Below are 22,246 nucleotides of genomic sequence, written 5' to 3' on the forward strand. Positions count from 1 at the left end.
TGGTCTCGGGTGGTTGCGATGGGCATTATGCCCGATTCCGGACGATCACCCGGACCGACCCGGTGTCGAGGTCCAGCCGCATGGCCCCCTCGAACCCGTCGGTGCCACCGGAGCCGCCCAGGTCGGCGAGCACACCCTCGGCGCTGCGGGCGCCGACCCGGCAGGCCCGCGCGGTGAACTGGTCGACCAGCGGATGCGCGGCGCGTTCGCGCCACTTCCGCACCGCACCCAACGCCACGGCCCGACCCTCCTCGACCGACGAGTCCGGCGTCAGTCCGAGCCGCTGGGCGATACCGATCCCGAATCCGCCCATGAGCCTCTGCAATTCGGCCAGGTCGCCGGGAGACAGGCTGGTCTCGGTGCCACGCAGCCGGCCCAGCATCCGCAACTCCTGGAACCCGTGCACGTCGGCCAGCAGCCTCCGGACCTCGCCCAGCAATCGCGGCGTCTCCGACCCGGGATGCGCCTCGAGGACACGTTCGAGCGCGACCAGCGCCGAGTGGGTCTTGAGCTGGTCCGCACGCTGCCCGAACTGGACGTCGATCACCTGACGCAGCTCATCGAGCCCGCTGCGCGCCACCAACTCCGATGCGAGAGTGGGTGAATCCTGAACGCCCAGACGGATCAGCATGACCGCGAGCCGAATCCCGAAGAGCCCGAAGCGTTCCACCAGCTGCCGGCGCGTCGCGGCGTCCACCGGCAACGAGACGTCCTCGCGCGCGAAGCGGTCGGCCGACAGCATGGCCAGCTGCAGATCCTCCGCCGACACCGTGGCGAGCGCCTCGAACGCCGCGAACTCGCTCTGCCGCAACGTCCGCGCCCCCAACGCCAGCAAACCGGCGACGGGCACGACGGCCTGGCACAGCCCGGTGAGCTCGAGTTCCGACGCGAACCGTGCGGCCATGTCCTTCGCGGACATCATCGCGTCGGCCCGGCCGGCACCGACCTCGTCGGCCCGGGAGACCACCCCGATCACCCCGAGCGGCCCCGACTCGCCGCCCACATGCGCACCGATGCGGCCGAGGAACTGGACGTCCGACGCGCCGAGGCTGCGCAGCAGGTACACCACCGCGTCGGCACCGGACACCGCGTTCTCGGGCGTCAGCATCTCGAACGTGCGCGCCGAGACGTCCTTCGACAGCGACGACGTGCCGGGGGTGTCGATGATGGTCGTCTGCGCGAGCGCACTCGCGGGCCACTCGACGTCCAACCGGTCGACCCGGTCCGCGGTGAGGTCGCCGAGGTCGAACGTCAGACGCCCGGCGCGGCGCTGCACCGCGACGTTCGCCGACCGCTCGCCGTCGTACCGCGCGGTGACTGTGGGGGTGGAACCGCTGCGGTACCACGTGACGACACGGGTGCACTCGGTCGCGTCCGTGGGCGCGATGTCCTGTCCCACGAACGCGTTGAGCAGCGTCGACTTGCCGGCCTTGAGCGAGCCGGCCAGGGCTACACGGAGTGGCTGCTCGAGCCGGGCCGCGCACTCCGCGAGTTGCGCTCGTGCCGCAGCATTTCCCGTATAGGCATCGCGCGCGGCGGCGATCAGCGCCCGGGCGCGATCGAGTGATGCCGTCATGCGGGTGCTCCCTCGCTCGCGGCGGCCTCCACCGGGAAAAGCTGCGCGGCCTGCTCCTTCAGCTCGGCGAGGGCATTCAGCTGCCGCTCCACGTCGGCGGCGCGGCGCGCCCGTTCGGTCGACTCGACCGTGGCCGCCTCCTGCGCCGCCCGCAGCGAATCGGCGAGCGACCGCAGCGTCTGCTCGGCGATGGTCGTGAAGTGATCGCGCAGCAGACGTTGGATCAGCCGGAGCCGGTCCTTCGATTCCTTGCCGACCTGGAAGCTGACGTCGTCGGTGAAGCGTCGGATGGCGACCTTGGCGTCGGCCCGACGCTTGACGACCCGCGCGTCGCGGTCGTCGCGGTATGCCTTGGTGCCCAGCAGGACCCCTGCACCTACCGAGATGGGGTTGACGAGCGCCATGCCCATCAGGGTGGTGACCAGACCGAACATCAGCACGCCGCCGTACGATCCGCGCATGCCGACCAGCACCTTCTGTGTGATGCCGATCCGGCCGGACTCGAGATCGGCCAACTCCGCGACCGGTTCGAGGACGCCGTCCAAGTCGGCGACGTCGAGCTGCGGCAACTCCACCGAGCCGGCGTCCGCGAAGTGCTCGGCCACCACCTCGGCGAGCCACAGCGCACGGTCGTGCGCCCACACGAAGTTGTCGCCCACCGACTGCGCGATCTGCTGCTCGAGCCACTCCCCCAGCTCGGCCCACTCCTTGCCGGGATCGCCCTCGTCGACGGCGTGTTCGGCCTCCCGGGTCACCTGCCGCAGCCGGTCACGCAGATCGTGATCGATGTCGGAGGCCAGGTCGGCGATGCCGTCGGCCAGCGTCTGCTGCCAGCGCGCGGTCTTCTTCTGCAGTTCTTCGGTGACCGCTTTGGCCCGCTGCAATTCGGCCACCGCGGCCGCGCCCTTCTCCGGATCGCGCAGCGCGGCAAGCTCACTGGCGAGCGCCAGCTGGAGATGCTCGACGACGGAGTGGACGTCGAGCGACACCGTCCGCCGGAGGCCGCCGCGCGCGTACTCGATCACCCGGGTGCGCAGGAAGTCGTACAGCGCGTCGAATCCGGATTCCTCGTGCAGTGCCCGGTCGTCGAGGCGCAGGGCGTGCGACCGCAGGACCGACGAGATCGGCAGCAGCGGAACGTCGAGTCCGGCTCGATGCAAGTGCTCTCGGTCGGCGTCGACGATCTGCCGCCAGTGCGGATAGAGGTCGGTCTTGGTGATCAGACACCCTGCCGCGGGGCACAACAGCGTCGCCTGCCGGAGGAACGCGAGTTCCGGTTCGGTGAACTCCTGGCTGGCGTCCGACACGACCAACACCGCGTCCGCGGCCGCGAGCACGGCGAGAGTGGCTGCCGCATGCGGATTTCCGTGCCCGCCCACACCCGGCGTGTCGACGAACACGAGACCGTCCGCGAGCAGGGCGCTCGGCACGTTGACCTCGATCCGCACTACCTCGCGCCCCTCGGCACGCGGCGTCTTCGGCGTCACCGCATCGAGTTCGTCGAGCGGCAGGTCCACCCTGAGCGGCTCGCCACCGGGCTCGGCGAGAACCAGCTCCGCGAAGGCTCGCTCCGAGTTCTGCACCACGGTGGGAACGGCGGTGGTCTCGTCGTCGCCGACCGAGCACACCGCCAGGTTGAGCAGGGAATTGACGAACTGGCTCTTGCCCTGTTTGAGCTGGCCGACCACGACGACGCGGAACCGGGGATCGACCGTCCGGGTGCGGACCAGGGCCAGCCGCTCCAAAAGATCGCCGCGGCCCGCCGAGGTGGCGATCGTCGTCGTTCGATCGAGCAGATCCGTCATCGCGTCGTTCATGAGTCCCGCTGCCCCGCTTCTCTGTTCCGACCTGCGCCCGTATCCACCTACGCGCGCCGACTGATCCGCCGCTCCGCTGGATACGAATCGGGGCCCCGCTCGCATTAGCGCGCCCGGGGCCCCGTTCGTTACAAGCTCGACCGGGTCGTCACGGCAGCAGGTCGTGTCCGAGATCCGGCTGGGTGGGGGCCGGATCGAGAATCGACGAACCCGCCTGCCCCAGGGCATCGGCGATGCCGTCGGCGAACAGACCCGCATCCGAATGCGCGGAACCGAACGCGTCGCCGTCGATCGACGACCAGGCGTTTCCGCCCGTCAGCCCACCGGTGAGGTCGGCGGTCGCATCGACCGCGCCCTGCCACGCCGAGGTCAGGCCGCTCGTGAGGTCGGCCGCGATGTCGCCGGCTCCCGCGACGCCGGCGCCGAGCCCGCCGTCGATGTTGCCGCTGGATCCGAAGCCGCCGCCGAGCTCCCCGCCCACGCCTGCGTCGACCGATCCGGACGATCCGGCACCGGTCTGCAGGCTGCCCGCGGCGGCCGTCGCGGCATCGACCACGCCGCCGAGCGCACCGGTCAGGTCTGCGCCGAGCTGACCACCGAGATCCCCGGTCGAGCCGAGACCGCCGCCCAGCTGACCACCGAGATCGCCCGCCGAACCGAGTCCGCCGCCGGCGCCGAGCGCCGCGTCGAGCGCCGCACCGAGGTCACCGCCGGCCGAGCTGCCCGCCCCCAGCACACCGCCGAGCGCACCGCCGAGCTCGGCGCCGAATCCGCCGTCACCGGCGAGCAGGCCACCGAGGTCGAGCGAGCCGTCCGATGCGAGGCCGCCACCGAGGACACCGCCGAGGGCCGTACCGAGGTCCACTCCGGCCGAGCCACCGACACCGAACGCGGATTCGAGCAGCCCGCCGAGGTTCGCGTCGGCGCTCGCCTCGACGCTGCCGGCGAGCGCGAGGGCGTTGTCGATGGCCGCGCCGAACGCGGCGGTGAGCGCGCCGTCCACGTCGAGCGCACCACCGAGCGCGCCGCTGACCACGGTGCCCAGATCGCCGCCGGCGATGCTGCCCAGGTCCAGCCCGCCGCCGAGCCCGCCGGACAGCGCCCCGCCGAGAGCCGCGCCCAGCTCGGCTCCGATCGAGCCCCCCGCCGCGAGAGCGGACCCGAGGGCGCCGCTGAGCGCTGCCGTCAGATCGGCATCGACGTTGCCGGCCAGATCCGTGCCGACGCTGCCGCCGACGGCCAGCGCCGATTCGAGGGCACCGGTGAGCGCGGCCGACAGGTCACCGCCCGCCCCCAGCGCACCCGCGAGGACCGCCTCGAGCGAGCCGCCCAGTCCACCGGCCGCCTCGACGGCGCCGTCGAGCACGCCACCGAACGCGGCGCCCAACGCGCCGCCCAGGTCGCCGCCGATTCCGAACGCGCTCTCCAGGGCCGCGGTCACACCACCACCGGCCTGCAGCAGGCCACCCAGATCGAGACTGTGCACGCCCTCGAGCGCGGCCCCCAGCGCAGCACCGAGCTGTGCGGTGAGCGCCCCGTCGACGCCGAGCGAGCCACCGATCAGGCTGCCGAGCGACGCCCCCAGATCCAGCGCGGTGTCGATCTCGAGCAGGTTCGCGATGTCCAAGGCACCGCCGAGTTCGAGGGCTCCCCCCAGCGCGGCACCGAGATCGGCGCCGACGGATCCACCGATCGACAGCGCCGATTCGAGCAGGCCGCTGAGGCTCGTGCCGATCTGGCCGAGGATGTCGGCGTCCAGTCCACCCCCGAGGCTGCCGCCGAGCGACAGTGCGGACTCGAGCGCGCCGCTCAGTGCCGCGGTGAGGTCCGTGCCGATCCCGAGACCACCGCCGAGCGCCGCACCGAGCGAGCCGGCCGACGCGAGCAGCCCCTCGAGGCCGGCGCCGAGCCCCCCATCGAGCCCGGCGCCGGCTTCGATCGCCGCACCGAAGAGCGCACCCAGCGCGGCGCCGAGCTCGGCTCCCAGCTCACCGCCGATGCCGAACGCGCTCTCCAGAGCAGCAGTCAATCCGCCGTCCACCGACAGCAGTCCATCCAGGTCGAGGCTGCTCACGCCCGCGAACGCGGCGTTCAGCGCGGCACCGAGGTCGGTGACGAAGGAGCCGTCGACGTCCAGCGCGCCGCCGAGCGCCGCGGCGAGCGCCCCACCGAGATCGAGCGAGCCACCGATGTCGGTCAGGCTGCCGAGATCGAGGCCGCCGCCGAGTCCGACCGCGGCCTCGATCGCGCCGCCGATGGCCGCGCCGAGCTGCGCGCCGATCGCACCACCGGTCGCGAGGGCGGCTCCCAGAGCGGCCGCCAGATCCGCACCGACGTCCAGACCGCCACCGAAGTCGAAGCCGCCGCCGAGCCCGCCGCCTATGGCGGCGCCCAGCCCCAGGCCCGCACCGGCACCGAGGCCGGCGCTGCCCCCGAGGCCCACACCGCCACCGAGCCCCAGGCCACCGCCCAAACCGCCGGCGGCGCCGACCGATCCCGCCGCTCCGGTGCCGGCCGCCAGGATCGCGCCCAGATCGCCCGCGGCGGATCCGAACAACCCGGACTCGGCGACCATCGGTGCCACCGCGACGATGTCGGCGTGGCAGACGTCGCCCAGCCCGGCCGCACCGAGCGCGGCCTGCGGGTTCGCACAGTACGCGGCGGCCGCGTCCTCGTCGCGGAGGAGCCGGAGGATGAAGTCGAGAACTGCGTTGCTGGCCATGGGAACGCTCCTGACAGTCTGGAGGCTGCTGCCGCAAGATCCGACCGGGACACTGCGGCGAGATTGGTTTCCACGCTACGAATCCGGGGCGTCGGCGGTAACGGGGCGGATCCCCCCGAAAACCGACAGGGGGATTCTCGCCCTCCCCTATAGGGGAACGGGCCCGATTAGGGGGATCGCCCCCAAACCCGCACCGCTCGTCGTCCGTTCCCGTAACGCACGACGGCGACACACCGACAATCGCCATACCACCGGCGGTCACGCAAACCCGCCCCAGAACGGACGGGAGAAGGGCATGACCGCAGGGCTCGGAATTGCTGTCGGAACCGCCAATTCGCGCACCGCGGTCGTGACGGAGGCCGGATCGGCGACCGACGAGCCGGCATTCGTCACCACTTCCCGCCCGTCGGTTCTGTACGTTTCGCCCGACGGATCCGTCGCGTTCCCCGACGCGTCCACCGACCCCGTCGGCACACCCCTCGCGGGGTTCGTCGAACGCGTCGGGGATCCGGTGGGCCTGCTCGACGACGCCGGTCGCGTCCACCTCGGCGAGGACCTGTTCGCCACCGTCGCGGCCGGATTGCGTGACGCCGCACCGAGCACCGGCACCGTTGTCGTCACCCACCCGACCGCATGGAACGCCTACACCGTCCACGCCCTCGAAGCTGCACTGACTCGTGCCGGGATCTCGACGCCGCGGGTCGTGCCCGAGGCCGTCGCGTGCGTGCGCTGGCTCGCATCGTCTCGGGACCTGCAGGGCGACGGCGTCGCGGTCGTCTACGACCTCGGCGCCTCCGGGCTCGACGTCACCGTGGTCCGCACCGGCGGCGAACCGTCGATCATCGGCAAGCCGATCCGTTCCGAGGACTTCGGTGGTGCGCACTTCGACCACCTGGTCACCCGGTACGTGCTCGACACCGTCTCGGACAGAACCGGCGATCTCGATCCCTTCGACACCGCCACGACGACCGCGCTCGCGGACCTGCGCCGGAACTGCGCGGCGGCCAAGGAGTCGCTGTCCACCGAGACCGAGACCGTCATCCCGGTCGCCCTGCCCGGGTACGCCGCGGACGTGCGCCTCGTCCGGTCCGAACTCGAGGACCTGATCCGGCCGGGACTCGTGAACTCGCTCGAACTGGTCCGAGAAGCGTTGCGTTCGGCCGAGATCGAGATGTCCGACGCCGGGTGCGTGCTGCTGGCGGGCGGCGGCGGGGCGATCCCTCTGGTGGCCGAGCTCGTCTCGTCGGAACTCGGCCTCACGGTGGTGGCCGCACCGGATCCGGCGCTCACCGCCGCGTCGGGGGCGGCCCACCTGGCCGTCGACGAACCGGCGTCCACCGCCGCCACGACCGTCTTCCCGGAATACGAGCACACCGACGACGGCACCACCGCCGTCGCACCCGTCGTACCCAGCTTCCCGTCGCGGATGCGCTCACCACGGAGCGAGTCCACGACCCGCCGCCGAATCGCGATCGTCGTGTCCGCCGCGGCCGCGATCGGCGTGCTCACGGCGGGCGGGCTCTCCATCGGAACGGCGTCGAGGAACGAACCGGCACAGACGAGTCCATCCGTCACCGGTACCACCCCGGCGCCTTCCACCGATGCGACGACGGCCGGCTCGGTGAATGGCGGGGCGGCACCGGTCGGGACCGCGGAGACGGTCACCGTCGGACGCGGCGGCACGGCCACGGCGGTGGACGGCGGACTCGTCCGGACCGCCGGCTCCGGACGCGTCACCACCGCGCAGGGTGCGGCGCCCGGCGTACCCGGCGCCGCGCCGGTCACCCCGGAGAGCGCCCCCACGGCCCCAGCCGCGCCCGGCCCGGGAGCCGAGGCGCCCGGCGGCGTGGTCGCACCGCCCGCGTACACCCCGCCCGCCCCCGCCGCCGGCGCGCCGAACCCGTTGCCGCCCGGTCCCTCCGCGGCGGATGTCGGCGAGGGCATCGGCAACGCCGCCACTGGAGTGGGTGCCGGCCTCGGTGCCGCGGTCACCGGTATCGGGACCGGCGTCGGCAACATCGTCGGGGCGGTGGTCGACCCGGTGACCGGACTGCTGATCGGGAAGTAGTCGATGCGGACCGTAGGAACAGGCGCGTCGGCGGCACCGTTCGACGACTCACCACCGGACCCCGCTCTTGCGGGCGTGCCCGGCGTCCGCGAGCTCGTCGAGGCGCTCACCTCACGCGCCGACGGTTGTGTGCTGGTACGCGGCAACTCCGGCAGCGGAAAATCGCTGCTGCTCACCTCTGCACGAAACATGTTGAGCACGAGAGAAGGTCGGGTGCATGCCACCGTCGACGCCGCGCTCCTCGACTCCGGTCCGCTGATCCTCGACGGCGCGCACGCCCTGGCCGACGCCGAACTCGCCGCCCTGTACCGACTGGTGCAGCGCGGGAACCGCACCGTGGTGGTGGCCACCGAACCTCGACCGCACCGCACACCGTTGTGCGACCTCGTCGCGGGCATGCAGGCCCGCGGGCCGGTGATCGATCTCCGTCCCCTGACCCCGACCGAGGTCGGCGAACGTGCACGTCGGCGCGGAATCGCGCTGACGCCGGGCGTCGTTCGGACGCTCCACGAATCGACCGCAGGCGTGCTCGCGTCCATCGACGCCGGCCTCGACGCCGCGGCGGCCTCGAACAGCGACGAGAGCGCGATCCACGCCGCAGTGGCATCGCATCTGCACGACACACTGCGTCACCTCGACACGGACATGCTCGCGGCACTGTCGTTGTGCGCATACGGGTTCGGGATGGACTCGACCGACCTGGCGACCGTCCTGGGGCTCACCCCGGAGGCCGGGCGCGACCTCACCGACCGGGTCCGCGCGAGCGCCTTCGTCCCGCGCGCGAACACCGCGGCGCCGGCGGTGCGGCCACTGGTGGGCGCCGCGATCGGCGTCACGCGACTGCGAGAACTCCAGGTGGGCGTGCTCACCGCCCGACTCGACGCCGGGACACTCGACGCGCAGACCGCGCTGGCGCTCGCCGATGCCGGGCTCGAGGATCCGCGGCTCGCCCGGTTCCTCTGCACGTGCGCGGAATCGGAGAACCCGGTACGCGCGGCCGAACTCCTGGCCGCGGCGGTACGGGCCGGCGCCGACGCCGACTGCGTCGCCCTACGGCGGTCCGAGGCGAGCGCGCTCGCCGGCGACCTCGACACCGCCGAAGCGCTCACCGACTCGATACTCGACCGCGCCGCCGCCCTCGAATCCGTGGAATTGGCGTCCGCCGTGCGTATCTCGGCCTGCATCGCGGCATGTCGGGGAGCGATCGAACGCAGCGCCGACCTGTACGAGTGGCTCGGCCCCCAACGCATCGGCGCGGACGCCGCGATCGCCGCCACCGTCCTGCTCGCCGCCGGACGGCCCGACACAGCCGCCGGATTCCTCGCGGCGGGTCGACAGGGCCCCCCGACATCGGGTGCGGCGGGTGTCGCACTGCTGGCCGAGGGGCTCACCCAGTCGATCGCTGATTCCGGTGCGCTCGCGATGAACTCGCTCACCCGCGCGATGTCGCTGCTGAGCACCAGTGCGCACGTCCGCCTGCTACCGGACAGCGCCACCGCGGTCACCGCACTGCTCTGTCTGCACTCCGGCGAACTCGCGCACGCGGATTCGATGCTCCGCCGAGCCCTCGAGTCCGATCCGCCGTCGAGCATCGCCCGCACCCGGCACCTCGTGCTGTCGGCGTGGACCGCGATGATCGGCGGCGACCTCACCGCCACGGCGGCGATCATCGACACCCTCCCCACCGACAGTCCCCTGCACGCCCGCGAAGCCCTGTTCATCCACGGGCTGCGGGTGGGGCTGGCCCGGCGTAACGGCGACGTCGGTGCGCTGCAACGCGAGTGGGCCGCCGCCCAACCCGTGGTCGCCGGATACTCGGTGGACCTGTTCAGCCTGCTGCCGCTCGGGGAGCTCTGGCTGGCCGCGGTGCGCGTCGGCGACGCCCCGCGGATCGCGCACCTGGTCGCGCAGGCGCAGGACCTGCTGGCCCGGCTCGGCGAACCGGCGTTGTGGGGTGCGTCGTTGCACTGGTACGGCGTGCAGGCGGCGATCCTCGGCGAGAACCCGGCGCAGCTGCTGCCACACGCCCGGGCGCTCGCCGCCGCCGCGGCGGTGAGCGCGTACTCCGCCGGGCTGGCCGCCGCCGGACGCGTCTGGTTGCGAGTGCTCCGGGAGGAGGCGGACGCGTCGGAGGTGGAGTCCGCGGCACGGGAACTCGAGCGCATCGGCCTTCCGTGGGACGGCGCGCGGCTGGCCGGCGAAGCCGCGCTTCGCGTCTCGGACACGCGTGGAGCCACGACGCTTCTCCAGGTCGCCCGGTCGCTGCGCGACACAACGGTGCCGCAACCCACCGGCGGCGAATCCGCCGCACCCGATCCGAGCGGAGGAACCCTCACCGAGCGCGAAGCCGACGTGGCCGGGCTGCTGCTCCTCGGGCTCACCCACCGCGAGATCGGCGCCCGCCTCTACATCGCACCCAAGACCGTCGAGCATCACGTGGCGCGGATCCGGCGGCGGCTAGGCGCCAACTCCCGGTCGGAGCTGTTGTCGATGCTGCGGGCGCTCGGCTACGGAAGCACCGAATCGTCCGCCTCGTGAACTTCGGGCGAAATTCCCCGAGCCGGAGTCGGTACCGTGGCCTATTGTTGGTGGCCGATCCCGAAGACACCGAAGGAACTCCATGCGTACCTCGCTGGCGCCGCGCGCCGCAGTGCAGTCGTTCGCCCGCCGCGCCGCTGTCGTCGGATCGTCGGCGCTCCTGCTCGCCGCACCGTTGACCGCGTCCGCGCACGCCGAGCCGACCGCCCCGGCGCCCGAAGCGGGCGTCACCCAGCTCTCGGCCGACGAGCTGCCCGGCGAACTGGTCGAGGCGATCACCCGGGACCTGCAGATCAGCCCGCAGGAGTACCTGGACCGTGCCGCGCGCGCACAGGAACTCGGCTCGTACGCGGCGGAGTTCAGGACCGAACGTCCCGAGGAGTTCGCCGGCGCGTGGATGGGTCTCGACGGTCACCCCGTCGTCGCCGTGACGACGACGGAGGCGGCACAGGTCGCGTCCCGCGACGGATACCGCACCCACATGGCACCGGTCTCCCTCGAGGGCCTCGAGCAGTCCGTCGCCGACTTCAACCGCTGGGTGTCGGACCTGCCGCGCGAGATCGCGTCGCAGGTCGGGTCCGCATCGATCGACGTCCTGAACAACCAGATCGTCGTCGACATCGCGAACAGCCCCGCCGGACGCGCCCTCGACCTGCCCACCCTGCTCGCAAACGTCAAGGTCCAGCTCTCGAACCTCGGACCGGCCCCCGTGGAAGGGACGCCGATGGGCGGCGACACCTACGTGACGTCGGCCCAGCCGCTGGCCGGCACGCCCCGCAGCGAGGTCGGTGTCTGCTCCTTCGGGTTCAACGGCGTCGACCGGAACGGCACCGCCGTCAACATCAGTGCGGGTCACTGCGATCCCGCGCCCGGCGCGAACGCGGGCGTGTACCTGCCGAACCGCGCCAACCTCGGCGACAGCCTCGAGGTGGGCCGGTTCGCACGCTCGGAGATCGGCGGCGACGACACCATCGACTACTCGCTGATCCGCATCAACGATGCGGGCCTGCGTGTCGGACTCGACCGCCCCGTGATCCGTGGCGCCGGCGGCAGCACCCTCACCGTGACCGGCACCGCCGTCCCCGTCGTCGGAGCCCCGATCTGCAAGTCCGGGCAGACGTCGTCGTTCACGTGCGGTGTCGTGTCCGCCGACCGCGTCGAGGCCCAGCTCGTGACGTTCGACGGCGCCAGTCACACGGTTCGCGGATTCGCCGGGACCGCATGCACTCTCGCGGGCGACAGCGGAGGTGCGATCGTCACCGGCACGCTGGCCCTCGGCATCACCAGCGGATCCAACAGCAGCGACGCGCCCAGCTGCGCCGAGGCCAACGTGGTCCTCGCATTCGACGGCGGAACCTCCAACCTGGGCATTCCGATCCGCAACATCCTGGGCGCCGCCGACGCGTCCTCGGGAGGCGGTCTCGGTGCCGGTCTCTCCGTGCGCACCGGCACCGCCGGCGCCTGACCGATCGTTCACGCGGAATTACGCAGAACGGGTGGGCATCGGGGTACCGAACCCATATAGTCGAACGCGACTCGGAGCACCCGCGATGCCGGGTGCTCCTCTCTGCGCGCCTCGGGGTCCATGGGCGCAGGGCGGACAATAGAAAGGCCCTCATGCGAAGCTCGCTCGCACGTCGTGCCGCGGTATTCGGCTCGACCGCGCTCCTGCTCCTCGGCCCCGTGACCGCCGTCGCACAGGCCGAACCCGCCGAATCGCCCGCGGTATCCGAGTCGGGTGTCTCCGACCAGGCGGCGCATCTGCCGATCGAGCTCGTCGACGCGTTGCAGCGGGATCTGCAGCTCTCTCCGGACCAGTACCTGGAACGGTCGGCACTGGGCCAGAAGCTGGCGGAGTTCGCGGAGATCGCACGCGTCCAGTTCCCCGACGCGTTCGCGGGCGCGTGGATCGACCCGTCCGGGACGCCGATCGTCGGGCTGGCCGGGAACGACCGCGAGGCCGCCCGGGCAGCCGTCGAGCAGGCCGGGTTCACGAGCAAGGACGTCGAGCGGAGCCAGAGCCAGCTCGAGTCCGCCCGCACCGCGCTGACCGACTGGATCGGCACCCTGCCGCCGGAGATCGGGAAGCTCGTGCGTGGGGTCGCCATCGACATCACCACCAACAACGTGGTCCTGCGGGCCGACGACGCCGCCGGCGACCTGCTCGAGCTGCTGCCGCCGTTCCTCCAGGGAGCGGCCCGCCTCGTGCTCGGCCCCGCCCTCGCACCGCTGCAGCCCGTCGCCCAGGGCCCCGAGTCCGCGTACTACGCGGCCGACGCCTTCCTCGGTGGCGACCCGTACGCCGCGGTCGGCGGAGGCATCGGCCTACGCTGCTCGCTCGGGTTCAACGCGACCGACGGCAACGGCGCACCGGTCAATATCAGCGCGGGCCACTGCGACCCCAACCGGACCTTCGCCGGCACCGAGAACGCCTCCAAGGCGTACTCCATGGTGGGTGAGCTGTCCGGGCCGATGATCGGCACCTTCGAGAAGACCAGCCTCGACGGGTACGACTACTCGATCATCCGGCCCACGCCCGAGTCCGCGCCGCGCTTCGCGAACAACGGCATCCGGGTGCCGGGCGCCGCACCGCTCGGGATCACCGGCACCGCCGACCCCGTCGTCGGCGCGCCCGTCTGCAAGGCCGGCAACACGTCGGGCTTCAACTGCGGTGTCGTGACCGCCGTCGGCCAAACCGTTCCCGTCGGCCAGCGCGTGCTCGCCGACGGCTTCGCCACCAACCTGTGCGCGCTGCAGGGCGACAGCGGCGGCACCATCGTCACCGGCACGCTCGCCCTCGGCATCTCGAGTGCATCCAACGTCGGCGACCTCGGCATGTGCGAGGTTGCGAACTTCGTCGGATCCGTCACGGGCAGCGCCCCGGAACTGTTCGCCACCCCGATCAACACGATCCTGCGGCAGAACCCCGGACTGGCGCTCCGGACGTCGTAGACCCCGTCGACGGCCCACACGAGAACGGGCCCAGCTTCCTTCCGGAAGCTGGGCCCGTTCTCGTCGATCCGATGCGACGGCCTACGCAGGCGCGTTCATCATCTGGGAACCGTTGTTCGTCAGCACGGCACCGCCTGCGACGATCGTGCCGAGCACGCCCCCGATCCCGGCGCCCGTGGCAATGCCGGCCGGACATGTCGCAGCCAACCCCGGCCCCGTGGAACCGCCCGCAACACAGCCGATGATCGCGCCAGCGATGGTGCCGATCAACGTGCCGATCGTCACCGCATCGTCGACACCGTCGGCGAGCTTGGCCAGGGTTTCGGGACTGAAGTCGAGTGGTACGGCTGCGACCGGGGCACCAACGGACCCCGGAGCCGGAGCTGCAGACGCCGTGCCGGCCGCGACACCCACTGCTGCGATAACGAGCGCCGACGTCACGGCGAATTTCTTGAGCTTCATAAGGCTGTCATTCCGTTCTGTGACTGCCACGCGTGGCCCCCCGACCGAATGTTGTCCGAATGATCCGAAGCTCCGAGGGCTCCTCACCTGCGCGAACGATCTCGAAAATAGCTCCGATTCGCGGCGAAGCATAACCCAGCCGAACTCGAAATCATCATCAATTGCATTTCGGGCGATTAATGGACAAATGTCCAAGTAATGAATGCATCCCGTCGGCCGGGGCGGAGTTAGGTCTACCTACGCGACGGCAGTCACACGGGCACCGCATACCGTTAACTGAATACGACCCGACTCGCGAGGTTCAGCCCTCCTCGCAACCCCCTCGCCGGAGCCTCTCGCGACGCCCACCGCCTCGCATCCGAGAGTCGAAGATGCAGGAAACCGCGCTGCGCGCTATGTTACCGGTTAGTAGAACTACCAAGTTACCGGCCGGTAACTTAGGAGCGGTTAGGATCTGTGGGCTGACCCACAGGCGGCACGTGTGCTGCCCCGAAACGAAAGGCTTCGACATGAATGCCCTGACGATTACGTTGGGCACCGTCGGCGCACTGCTGAGCCTTGTCTGTTGGGCCTCATTCCTCAGTGGGGCCTGGCGGATGGCGAAGACCGTGCAGATCGGGCAGTCCGCGCCCGACCGCTGGCGCCCGTTCTTCCCGCGCTTCAAGCAGATGATCGTCGAGTTCATCGCGCACACCCGGATGCAGAAGTTCCGCACCGTGGGCTGGGCGCACTGGCTCGTCATGATCGGCTTCCTCGGCGGTTTCCTGCTGTGGTTCGAGGCCTACGGCCAGACGTTCAACCCGGAGTTCCACTGGCCGCTGTTCGGTAACACGTGGGTCTGGCACCTGTGGGACGAGATCCTGGGCATCGGCACCGTCGTCGGCATCCTGACGCTGATCGTCATCCGTCAGCTCAACCACCCGCGCATCCCCGAGCGGCTGTCCCGCTTCGGCGGCTCCAAGTTCGGCCCCGCGTACTTCGTCGAGATCGTCGTCCTCGTCGAGGGCCTCGGCATGATCATGGTGAAGGCCGGCCGCATCGCGATGACCGGTCACTCCAACCCGTGGACCGACTTCTTCACCATGCAGGTCGCCAAACTGCTGCCGGCCAGCGCCGTGATGGTCTCGATCTTCGCGTTCGTCAAGCTGATGTCCGGCATGATCTGGCTGTACGTGGTCGGCCGCAACATCACGTGGGGTGTCGCGTGGCACCGCTTCTCGGCATTCCCGAACATCTACTTCAAGCGTGAGGACGACGGCGGCGTCGCCCTCGGTGCCGCCAAGCCGATGATGTCGAAGGGCCGCGCCCTCGACATGGAGAACGTCGACCCCGACACCGACACCCTCGGTGCCGGCCGGATCGAGGACTTCTCGTGGAAGGGCTGGCTGGACTTCACCACGTGTACCGAGTGTGGCCGGTGCCAGTCGCAGTGCCCCGCGTGGAACACCGGCAAGCCGCTGTCGCCGAAGCTGCTCATCATGTCGCTGCGCGACCACGGCTACGCCAAGGCGCCGTACCTGTTGGCCGGTGGCCGCAAGGACATGGGCGGCGACGAGGTCGGCCTGGTCGACGCTGAGGGCAACGTTCTCGAGAACAAGCTCGCTTCCATCCCGGAGGCCGCGCGCGCCGAGGCCGAGCGTCCGCTCGTCGGCGAGTCCATCGAGGGTGAGCTGGGCGGCATCATCGACCCCGAGACGCTGTGGTCGTGCACCACGTGTGGCGCGTGTGTCGAGCAGTGCCCCGTCGACATCGAGCACGTCGACCACATCATCGACATGCGCCGCTACCAGGTGCTCATCGAGTCGGAGTTCCCGTCCGAGCTCGCGGGTCTGTTCAAGAACCTCGAGAACAAGGGCAACCCCTGGGGCCAGAACTCCAAGGACCGGCTCAACTGGATCAACGAGATGGACTTCGACATCCCGGTCTACGGCCAGGATGCGGACTCCTTCGAGGACTACGAGTACCTGTTCTGGGTCGGCTGTGCCGGCGCCTACGAGGACCGCGCGAAGAAGACCACCAAGGCCGTCGCCGAGCTGCTCGCGACCGCCGGCGTGAAGTTCATGGTCCTCGGCGCCGAGGAGACCTGCACCGGCGACTCGGCTCGCCGCGCGGGCAACGAGTTCCTGTTCCAGCAGCTGGCGATGCAGAACATCGAGCTGCTGAACACGGTGTTCGACGGCACCCCGGACAACAAGCGCAAGATCGTCGTCACGTGTGCGCACTGCTTCAACGCCCTCGGCAACGAGTACCCCCAGGTGGGCGGCGTCTACGAGGTGGTCCACCACACTCAGCTGCTCAACCGCCTCGTGCGCGCCAAGAAGCTGGTCCCGGTGGCCAAGCTCGAGGAGGACGTCACCTACCACGACCCGTGCTACCTGGGCCGTCACAACAAGGTGTACGACGCTCCGCGTGAACTCATGGAGGCGTCGGGCGCCAAGCTCAACGAGATGCCGCGTCACGGCGAGCGGTCCATGTGCTGTGGTGCCGGTGGTGCCCGCATGTGGATGGAGGAGCAGCTCGGCAAGCGCATCAACATCGATCGCGTCGACGAGGCCCTCACGACCTCGCCGAAGAAGATCGCGACGGGCTGCCCGTTCTGCCGCGTCATGCTTACCGACGGCGTCACCGCTCGTCAGGAGCAGGGCCAGGGCGAGGGCGTCGAGGTCGTCGATGTCGCGCAGATGATGCTCGACACCGTCACGCGTCTCGATCCCGCGCAGCTGACCGCGAACCTGAAGGTCGAGCCGCGCGAGAAGGTCGCCGTCGCCGCTGCACCGGCCGCGGCCGAGGCCGTCGCCGAGGTCAAGGAGGCAGAGCGCGTCCAGGAGGTCGAGGAGGCCGCCGCCACCCCGGCCGCCCAGACGGCACCCGCCGGTAAGGGTCTTCAGATGAAGGGGCTGGCCAAGGCACCCGGTGCAAAGGCGCCGGGCGGCAAGGGCCTGCAGATGAAGGGCGCCGCCAAGGCACCGGGCGCCAAGGCTGAGGCGGCTCCGGCCGCCGAGGCACCGGCCGCTCCCGCCGCCGAGGCACCGGCGGCGAAGCCGGGCGGACTCGCCATGAAGGGTGGAGCGAAGGCGCCCGGTGGCAAGGGCCTGCAGATGAAGGGCGGAGCGAAGGCTCCCGGCGCCAAGGCTGCCGCACCGGCCGCACCGGCGGCGGAAGCTCCGGCGGCAGCTGCTGCTGAGGCACCGGCGGCTCCGGCCGCACCCGCCGCCGAGGCCAAGCCGGCACCGCAGCCCAAGGCCGGCGGCCTGGGCTTCAAGGCCGGCGCGAAGGCACCGGGCGCACGCAAGGCCGCCCCTGCTGCCGCCGCTCCGGCACCTGCCGACCCGGCACCCGAGGTCGAAAAGCCGGCCGAGCCGCAGGCCGAGGCCGCACCGGCCGAGGCCCCGGCGCCTGCTGCGCCCCAGCAGGAAGTGTCGACCCCGGCACCGCCGCAGGCCAAGCCCGGCGCGCTGGGCTTCAAGGCCGGCGCCAAGGCACCGGGCCGCAAGAAGTAGGAACACACGACAGCGCCCCCACCGTCCGCGGTGGGGGCGCTGTCGTGTTGCGGGGTGTCCGGCTCCCGCGCACAGGTGAGCGCCCGGGCGGGGTCCCCGGCTCGGTGAGCCACCGGCGCCTACTCGCTCAGATGTGCAGGGGTGTGGGTGACGCCCTCGATGTCACCGACCGTCGCGTCGATCAGCTGATGCGCCAGATCTGCCAGGGCGCGCGCCGTCGCAAGCTCGTCACCGATCATCGGAACGTTCCGGTCCACGGGGTTGCGTCGGGCCAGTCCGACGCCGACCAGCGTCGTCTCCTTGGTGTGCAGGCGCGCGGTCGAGCGAGTCCGACTCTCGTGCTCGTCGATGGTGATGTCCACGCTCCACTGTTCCGTGTCCATGTCCGAGTTCCTCTCGCGTCCCTTCCCGGCGAAGCACACTCGCCGGGCGTACACGAGCAAGTCAACCGTCTCCGGACGCGATCCGGTAGGGCCATGCAGCCCTCGTCCGGCTCGACGACTGCCCCACCGCCGTCGTGCCCCTCACTCCCGTCCGGAGGAGATCCATTCGGGGCCGTTGAAGGTCAGGTTGCGCCCGCCGGTGACCAGGTCGGCGACGCCGTCGAGCCGCTCGAGCTGAGGTTCCGACAGCTGCAGCGACGCCGCCGCCGCGTTCTCGTCCACTCGCGTGCTGCGCCGGGTTCCCGGAATCGGCGCGACCGGCACGCCCAGGCGCGCGCCCTGCGCGAGCAGCCAGGCGAGGGCCACCTGCGCGGGGGTGGCCGCCACCTCCGCGGCCACCGACCGGACGCATTCCACCACGACCTGGTTCGCGTCGAAGTGCTGGTCGAACCGGTGCTGGCCCTGCAGGATCGAGCCCGACACCGTCTCCCGGGTGAGCGTCCCGGTCAGGAACCCCCGCCCGAGCGGGGAGTACGGGACGAATCCTGCCCCGACCTCGACCGCGGCGGGCACGACGTGCCGTTCGACGTCACGCGACCAGAGGCTCCACTCGCTCTGGACGGCAGTGATCGGATGCACCGCGGCTGCCGCCCTGAGCTCGTCGCCGGTCACCTCCGACAGTCCGAGGTGCCGCACCTTGCCCGCGCGCACCAACTCGGCCATGGCCGCGACGGTCTCCTCGATCGGACGGCCGATCTCTCGCCGGTGCATGTAGTAGAGGTCGATCACGTCGGTCCCCAGCCGCCGCAGCGACGCCTCGCAGGCCGACCGGACGTAGTCCCGGTCGCCGCGGGTCGGCGTGCCGCCGCGATCGTCGCCGATCACGCCGGTGATGCCGAACTTGGTGGCCAGCTGCACCTCGCCGCGGCGGGTGCGCAGCACCTGCGCGACGAGTTCCTCGTTGGTGCCGGCGGGCCCGCGGGTGCCCGGCCGCGGTGTGCCGTAGACGTCGGCGGTGTCGATGAACGTGACGCCCACATCGATCGCATGGTTCAGGGTCCGCACCGCCTCCTCGTGGTCGGTGGGTCCGTAGACGTCGCTCAGGGCCATGCCGCCCAGGCCGATGCGGCTCACGCGCAGTCCGTGTCCGAGTTCGATGGTCGGTACCGTCATGTCAGTTCTCCTCTGTCTGCTGTTGCCGCAGCCGGGTCGTCTCGTCGCCGATCGGCCGGTTCTCGCAATCGAGTCCGCGTTCGACGAGGTCGCGGTAGTGCTCGATCTTGGCGTCGAGCGCGCCGAGGTCCTGACGGAGTCGGTCCAGTTGACCGAGCACCCGTTGGCGGTGCTCGCGCAGCAGCGTCATCCGCCGCCCGTGGCTGGCGGCCCCCTCCTCGTACATCGCGAGGAAGGATCGGATCTCGGCGACGGGCATCCCGGTGCGGCGCAGCCGGACGATGAGTTCGATCATGCGTACCGACGCGTCGTCGTAGATTCGGCGCCCGTCACTGCCGCGCTCGACGCGGGGGATGAGCCCCTCCCGCTCGTACCAGCGAAGCGTGTCCTGCGTCAGGCCCGTCGTCACGGACACCTCTGCGATTCCCAGCCTTGCCGTCATGGGTCCCGACGGTAGGCGCTGGAGTGCACTCCAGCGCAACTGTTACGGCTGCGACAGCTCCAGCTGCGGGACGCCGGGCGTCTCGAATCCCAGGACCTGCCCGTAGAACGACAGTTCGGCCTCGCGGGCGCTGACGATCGTCTCGACGCGGCGGAATCCGTGGGCCTCGCCCTGGTAGGCGAGGTAGGCGTGCGGGATCCGTTTCTGCACGAGTGCGGCGCGGAACCGTTCCGCCTGCGACGGCGGGACGATCGGATCCGACAGACCCTGGAGCAGCAGCACCGGGCAGGACAGGCCGTCGACGTTGTTCACCGGTGCCCGCCGCGCGTACAGGTCGGCAGCCTCGGGCAGCGGACCGATCAATCCGTCGATGTACCGGGACTCGAAATCGTGTGTCTCCTTGACGAACTCGACCAGCTCGGCCACGCCGTAGTACGAGACACCGCACGCGAACACGTCCGACGTCGTCAGTGCCGACAGCACGGTCCAGCCACCGGCCGAACCACCCTCGATGGCAAGACGATCGGGGTCGGCGAGACCGGCGTCGGCGAGTCCGCGCACGGCGGCGACGGTGTCCTCGACGTCCACGACGCCCCACTGCCCGCGCAGCCGGTTGCGGTACTCGCGACCGTATCCGCTCGAGCCGCCGTAGTTGACGTCGACGACGCCGATGCCGCGGCTCGTGAAGTACGCGTACACGAGGTTCACCGCGGGTGCGACGTGCGCGGTCGGGCCGCCGTGCACGAACGCGACGTACGGCGGCAGTTCGCCGTCGGGGGCACGGTAGTCGGGACTGCGGGGCGGATAGACGATCGCGTGCACCTCGCGCTCCGGCCCGTCGAAGGTGAGGGCCCGCGCCTCGGGGAGGTACGCGACGTCGGGCAGGTCGTCGACCGCCAGCCGCACGTCGGCGAGCGCTCCGGTGTCGAGGTCGAGCATGCGCAGCCCGGACGCAACCCGAGCACCGCCGCAGCGCAACAGGACCCGGCGGTCGTCCACATCGCAGATCTGCACCGACGAGATGCCTGCGAGGTCGACGTCCCGCAGCGTGCCGGTGCCCGGATCGAGGACCGCCAGGGTGTCGGTTCCGACGGTTCGCGTGGTCAGCAGCGTGCCGTCCCCGAGGGCCGCGTACCAGCCGGCCCCGAGCTGCCACAGCGGCGCGCCGAAATCGGCGCTGAGCGGGCAGATCGGTTGCACGAGACCGCCATCCACCGAGACACGATGGAGATTCCACCAGCCACTGCGGTCGGTGATCACGTGCAGCGTCGACGCGTCGATCCAATCGGGTTGGAGCACCGACTCGTCGGGGCCGCCGAGCACCGTCTCGACGACACCCGTCCGGAGGTCGAGAACCCGCAGTTCGGTTCCGTCCCACGGCATCTGCGGATGGTTCCACGCAATCCATGCGACCCGGGCACCGTCCGGCGAGAGCCGCGGGTAGGCCAGGAAGTCGGAACCGCCGACCACCGAGCGGATCGCGGAAGGGTCGTCGGCGCCCGAACCGTCGAGCGGGACCACGCAGATGTCCCGGACCACCTCGCCACCCGCGTGACGCTCGCGGACGCACCACATGTCCCGTCCCAGGACGACGAGGTCGGCGTAGCGAATCGCGGCCGCCGTCAACGGGATCGGCGTGAGCGGGACGGGTGCGATGTCGACCGACGCGTCGAACCGGTACAACCGCTGGTCGCTGAACTCCGCGAACACCAGCACCGCGTCGTCGGCGACGGTCCATGCTCCGCCGCCGTACTCCTGTACGCGGGTGCGCGCGTTCCACGGCAGCGGCAGCACGTCGACGGGCTCGCCGCCGCGGCCGAGGCACCGGATCGCCGTCCGCCCGCCCTCGGTGGGCCGCTGCTCGGACCACCACACCCGACCGTCGACGAACCGCGCACCCTCCACCGGGTGCCCACTCGCGGCGAGGTGGGTGGCGGTGATCGGCGAGATCCACGACCCGTGGGGCGCGACGGTCGGAGCAACGTTCGTCATGCAGCACACCCTAGCCACGGACACCGGTCGTCGACGTAGTGTTTCCCCATGTCCGCGCAGGTGCCGCAGCGCTTCGCCGACGCCGCCGTCGCGCGGATGGCGACGGTGTCGTCGGACGGCGATCCGCACCTGGTGCCGGTGGTGTTCGCGGTCGTCGACGACACGATCTACACCGCCGTCGACGACAAGCCCAAGACCACCCGGCGTCTGCGACGTCTCGCGAACATCGCCGCGACGGGCCGCGTGAGCCTGCTGGTCGACCACTACGACGACGACTGGGCGCAACTGTGGTGGGTGCGGGTGGACGGGTCGGCGCAGGTGATCTCCCCGGAGGACGACGAGGGCAGAGTCGCCGTGGATGCGCTGGTCGCGAAGTATCCGCAGTACCGGGCGATGCGTCCGTCCGGTCCGGTGGTCGCCGTGCGCGACCTCCGGTGTCGATGGTGGTCGGCCGCCTGACCCGCGCGACGTGCGTCACATCCGCCTCCGGCGGCACGGCGCCGACGACCCACCGGGGCGCCCGCGAATCGGCGCCTTACCTGGACCGATGCCTACCTGGCCGCGCCCTGTCCGGGGCCCGCGCCCGAAGGCGGCCGATTTCCGTTTGCGCCCGAGTGGAAT

Annotated in this window: 14 protein-coding genes; 6 read left to right on the forward strand and 8 right to left on the reverse strand. The window is 71.1% G+C overall.

Features of this window, described 5'->3' with window-relative positions; all coding sequences use genetic code 11:
* Positions 1 to 25: 25 nt before the first annotated feature.
* The 3 genes from ABTV10_RS21505 to ABTV10_RS21515 form a co-directional block, all read right to left on the reverse strand.
* On the reverse strand, positions 26 to 1,576 hold the full coding sequence (locus tag ABTV10_RS21505; protein WP_499030221.1) for a dynamin family protein: 1,551 nt from the start codon (positions 1,574 to 1,576) through the stop codon (positions 26 to 28).
* Positions 1,573 to 3,393 (reverse strand): dynamin family protein, encoded by a 1,821-nt coding sequence (locus tag ABTV10_RS21510; protein ID WP_499030223.1) that lies wholly within the window; start codon positions 3,391 to 3,393, stop codon positions 1,573 to 1,575. Before ABTV10_RS21510 ends, ABTV10_RS21505 begins: the two co-directional genes overlap by 4 nt.
* A 148-nt stretch (positions 3,394 to 3,541) precedes the next feature.
* Complete coding sequence (locus ABTV10_RS21515; protein WP_499030225.1) at positions 3,542 to 6,115, reverse strand: IniB N-terminal domain-containing protein; 2,574 nt, start codon at positions 6,113 to 6,115, stop codon at positions 3,542 to 3,544.
* A gap of 295 nt (positions 6,116 to 6,410) precedes the next feature.
* Between ABTV10_RS21515 and ABTV10_RS21520 the strand changes: the two genes are divergently transcribed.
* From ABTV10_RS21520 to ABTV10_RS21535, 4 genes are all read left to right on the forward strand, one after another.
* Complete coding sequence (locus ABTV10_RS21520; protein WP_499030227.1) at positions 6,411 to 8,183, forward strand: Hsp70 family protein; 1,773 nt, start codon at positions 6,411 to 6,413, stop codon at positions 8,181 to 8,183.
* Between the two features lie 3 nt (positions 8,184 to 8,186).
* Positions 8,187 to 10,721 (forward strand): LuxR C-terminal-related transcriptional regulator, encoded by a 2,535-nt coding sequence (locus tag ABTV10_RS21525; RefSeq protein ID WP_499030229.1) that lies wholly within the window; start codon positions 8,187 to 8,189, stop codon positions 10,719 to 10,721.
* Positions 10,722 to 10,803: 82 nt separating this feature from the next.
* Positions 10,804 to 12,186, forward strand: a complete 1,383-nt coding sequence (locus ABTV10_RS21530) for a S1 family peptidase (protein WP_499030231.1) — start codon at positions 10,804 to 10,806, stop codon at positions 12,184 to 12,186.
* Positions 12,187 to 12,338: 152 nt separating this feature from the next.
* A complete protein-coding gene (locus ABTV10_RS21535) occupies positions 12,339 to 13,673 on the forward strand; it encodes a S1 family peptidase (protein WP_499030233.1) in 1,335 nt (444 codons plus the stop codon).
* Positions 13,674 to 13,754: 81 nt separating this feature from the next.
* Here the strand turns inward: ABTV10_RS21535 and ABTV10_RS21540 are convergent, their stop codons facing one another.
* Positions 13,755 to 14,165 carry a hypothetical protein gene (locus ABTV10_RS21540; RefSeq protein ID WP_499030235.1) on the reverse strand — a complete coding sequence of 137 codons (411 nt, stop codon included), beginning with the start codon at positions 14,163 to 14,165 and terminating at the stop codon, positions 13,755 to 13,757.
* A 479-nt stretch (positions 14,166 to 14,644) separates the two neighbouring features.
* Here ABTV10_RS21540 and ABTV10_RS21545 point away from each other — a divergent pair, with 479 nt between their 5' ends.
* Entirely contained in the window at positions 14,645 to 17,635 is a 2,991-nt protein-coding gene (locus tag ABTV10_RS21545; protein ID WP_499030237.1) for a heterodisulfide reductase-related iron-sulfur binding cluster, read from the forward strand.
* Between the two features lie 119 nt (positions 17,636 to 17,754).
* On the opposite strand, the gene ABTV10_RS21550 is transcribed toward ABTV10_RS21545, so the two are convergent.
* The 4 genes from ABTV10_RS21550 to ABTV10_RS21565 all read right to left on the reverse strand — a co-directional run bounded on the left by ABTV10_RS21550 (position 17,755) and on the right by ABTV10_RS21565 (position 21,625).
* On the reverse strand, positions 17,755 to 18,018 hold the full coding sequence (locus tag ABTV10_RS21550) for a DUF1876 domain-containing protein (RefSeq protein ID WP_433607380.1): 264 nt from the start codon (positions 18,016 to 18,018) through the stop codon (positions 17,755 to 17,757).
* A 141-nt stretch (positions 18,019 to 18,159) separates the two neighbouring features.
* Positions 18,160 to 19,191: an aldo/keto reductase gene (locus tag ABTV10_RS21555; RefSeq protein WP_499030239.1), complete on the reverse strand. Its 1,032-nt coding sequence runs from the start codon at positions 19,189 to 19,191 to the stop codon at positions 18,160 to 18,162.
* A 1-nt stretch (position 19,192) separates the two neighbouring features.
* A complete protein-coding gene (locus ABTV10_RS21560) occupies positions 19,193 to 19,633 on the reverse strand; it encodes a MerR family transcriptional regulator (RefSeq protein ID WP_499030242.1) in 441 nt (146 codons plus the stop codon).
* Positions 19,634 to 19,675: 42 nt separating this feature from the next.
* On the reverse strand, positions 19,676 to 21,625 hold the full coding sequence (locus ABTV10_RS21565) for a S9 family peptidase (RefSeq protein WP_499030245.1): 1,950 nt from the start codon (positions 21,623 to 21,625) through the stop codon (positions 19,676 to 19,678).
* 48 nt (positions 21,626 to 21,673) lie between these two features.
* Here ABTV10_RS21565 and ABTV10_RS21570 point away from each other — a divergent pair, with 48 nt between their 5' ends.
* Positions 21,674 to 22,084 (forward strand): TIGR03668 family PPOX class F420-dependent oxidoreductase, encoded by a 411-nt coding sequence (locus tag ABTV10_RS21570; RefSeq protein ID WP_499030247.1) that lies wholly within the window; start codon positions 21,674 to 21,676, stop codon positions 22,082 to 22,084.
* Positions 22,085 to 22,246: the final 162 nt, after the last annotated feature.

Source organism: Paraburkholderia sp. RHO2 (assembly GCF_050955445.1).
Classification (GTDB): Bacteria; Actinomycetota; Actinomycetes; order Mycobacteriales; family Mycobacteriaceae; genus Prescottella; species Prescottella agglutinans_A.